This is a genomic window from Vibrio sp. 1288 (assembly GCF_033344475.1).
The window spans coordinates 1-1002 of the sequence record NZ_JAWPOX010000173.1; the positions used below are offsets into that span (position 1 = coordinate 1).

Annotated in this window: 1 protein-coding gene and 1 tRNA gene; one reads left to right on the forward strand and one right to left on the reverse strand. The window is 42.9% G+C overall.

The annotated features are described in order from the left end of the window. Positions 1 to 16: 16 nt before the first annotated feature. Positions 17 to 535 carry a DUF4136 domain-containing protein gene (locus R8O11_RS25435; protein ID WP_005463686.1) on the reverse strand — a complete coding sequence of 173 codons (519 nt, stop codon included), beginning with the start codon at positions 533 to 535 and terminating at the stop codon, positions 17 to 19. A gap of 314 nt (positions 536 to 849) precedes the next feature. On the opposite strand from R8O11_RS25435, the gene R8O11_RS25440 reads away from it, so the two are divergent. Next, positions 850 to 924 (forward strand) — tRNA-Gly (locus R8O11_RS25440). The last annotated feature ends 78 nt before the right edge of the window (positions 925 to 1002 follow it).

Below are 1002 nucleotides of genomic sequence, written 5' to 3' on the forward strand. Positions count from 1 at the left end.
TGATATAACTGAGGACTTAGTTCTTGCCGTATGGGTAGTTTTCGAACATTTTCGCCACTTCTTCTGTGATCAAATTTTCCCTTTTCTCAGTACTCATTGATTCGGTTAACTTGCGGCTTGAAACGCCTTTCCACACAACTTGGTTCGCCTTACTATCCACCAGCTCTACCACTAACTTCCCGTATTTGCGTTCTTTATATCGTTCAGGGCTTGATGTAATCACACCAAAGCTGTTCCATCCATAACCGACGCTAAAAGAAGAACCAGACGATACCAACTCCGACTCCTCAACGATATCGTGATGAACGTATAAATCACCACCACTTGCAACTCTAGAAAGCCCTTTCGATTCCAGTTGAGCAGCCAAACCTTGTTCTATACGGCGTCCATCGATACTTGCTGGAGCATCATTTTGAGTACCAAAATCAAACGTTTTGTAAGAAGCGAAGTCCGCTTGTTTATCCACGTCTGTTGTTACTGTCGTACAAGCGGCCATCAAAAGCGCCATCGCCCCAATTGTTACTGTTTTCCACATACGCGCTCTCCTCGTTTTTTTACTTATACGGCTGACAATAAGGTTGTGTCATTTCAATATTGAGTCTTGACCATGAATGATAAGTGTTCAATGTCAGGTGATGATTAAACCATCAAATGGATTGACGATTAATGAGCCAGCTCTGTCACATAACGGTGTCATTTTCGTCGAGCATCATCAGGAAGCCATTTAAGTTCATCGAAAGCGTATTTTTTCACCAAGAAGACAGTTTTTTATACAACTGACAAGCGACTGATGAAAAAAGACTTTTCTTTTGAAATCAATGTGGCATATTAGCTGAGTCCTTTCGATGCGCGGGCATCGTATAATGGCTATTACCTCAGCCTTCCAAGCTGATGATGCGGGTTCGATTCCCGCTGCCCGCTCCAATATCTACTCCCAAGAAATTCTTTTCTAAGTTACTCAGTTGAATCCGAAGGCGGAGCAAACAAACAGCGCCAACGTTG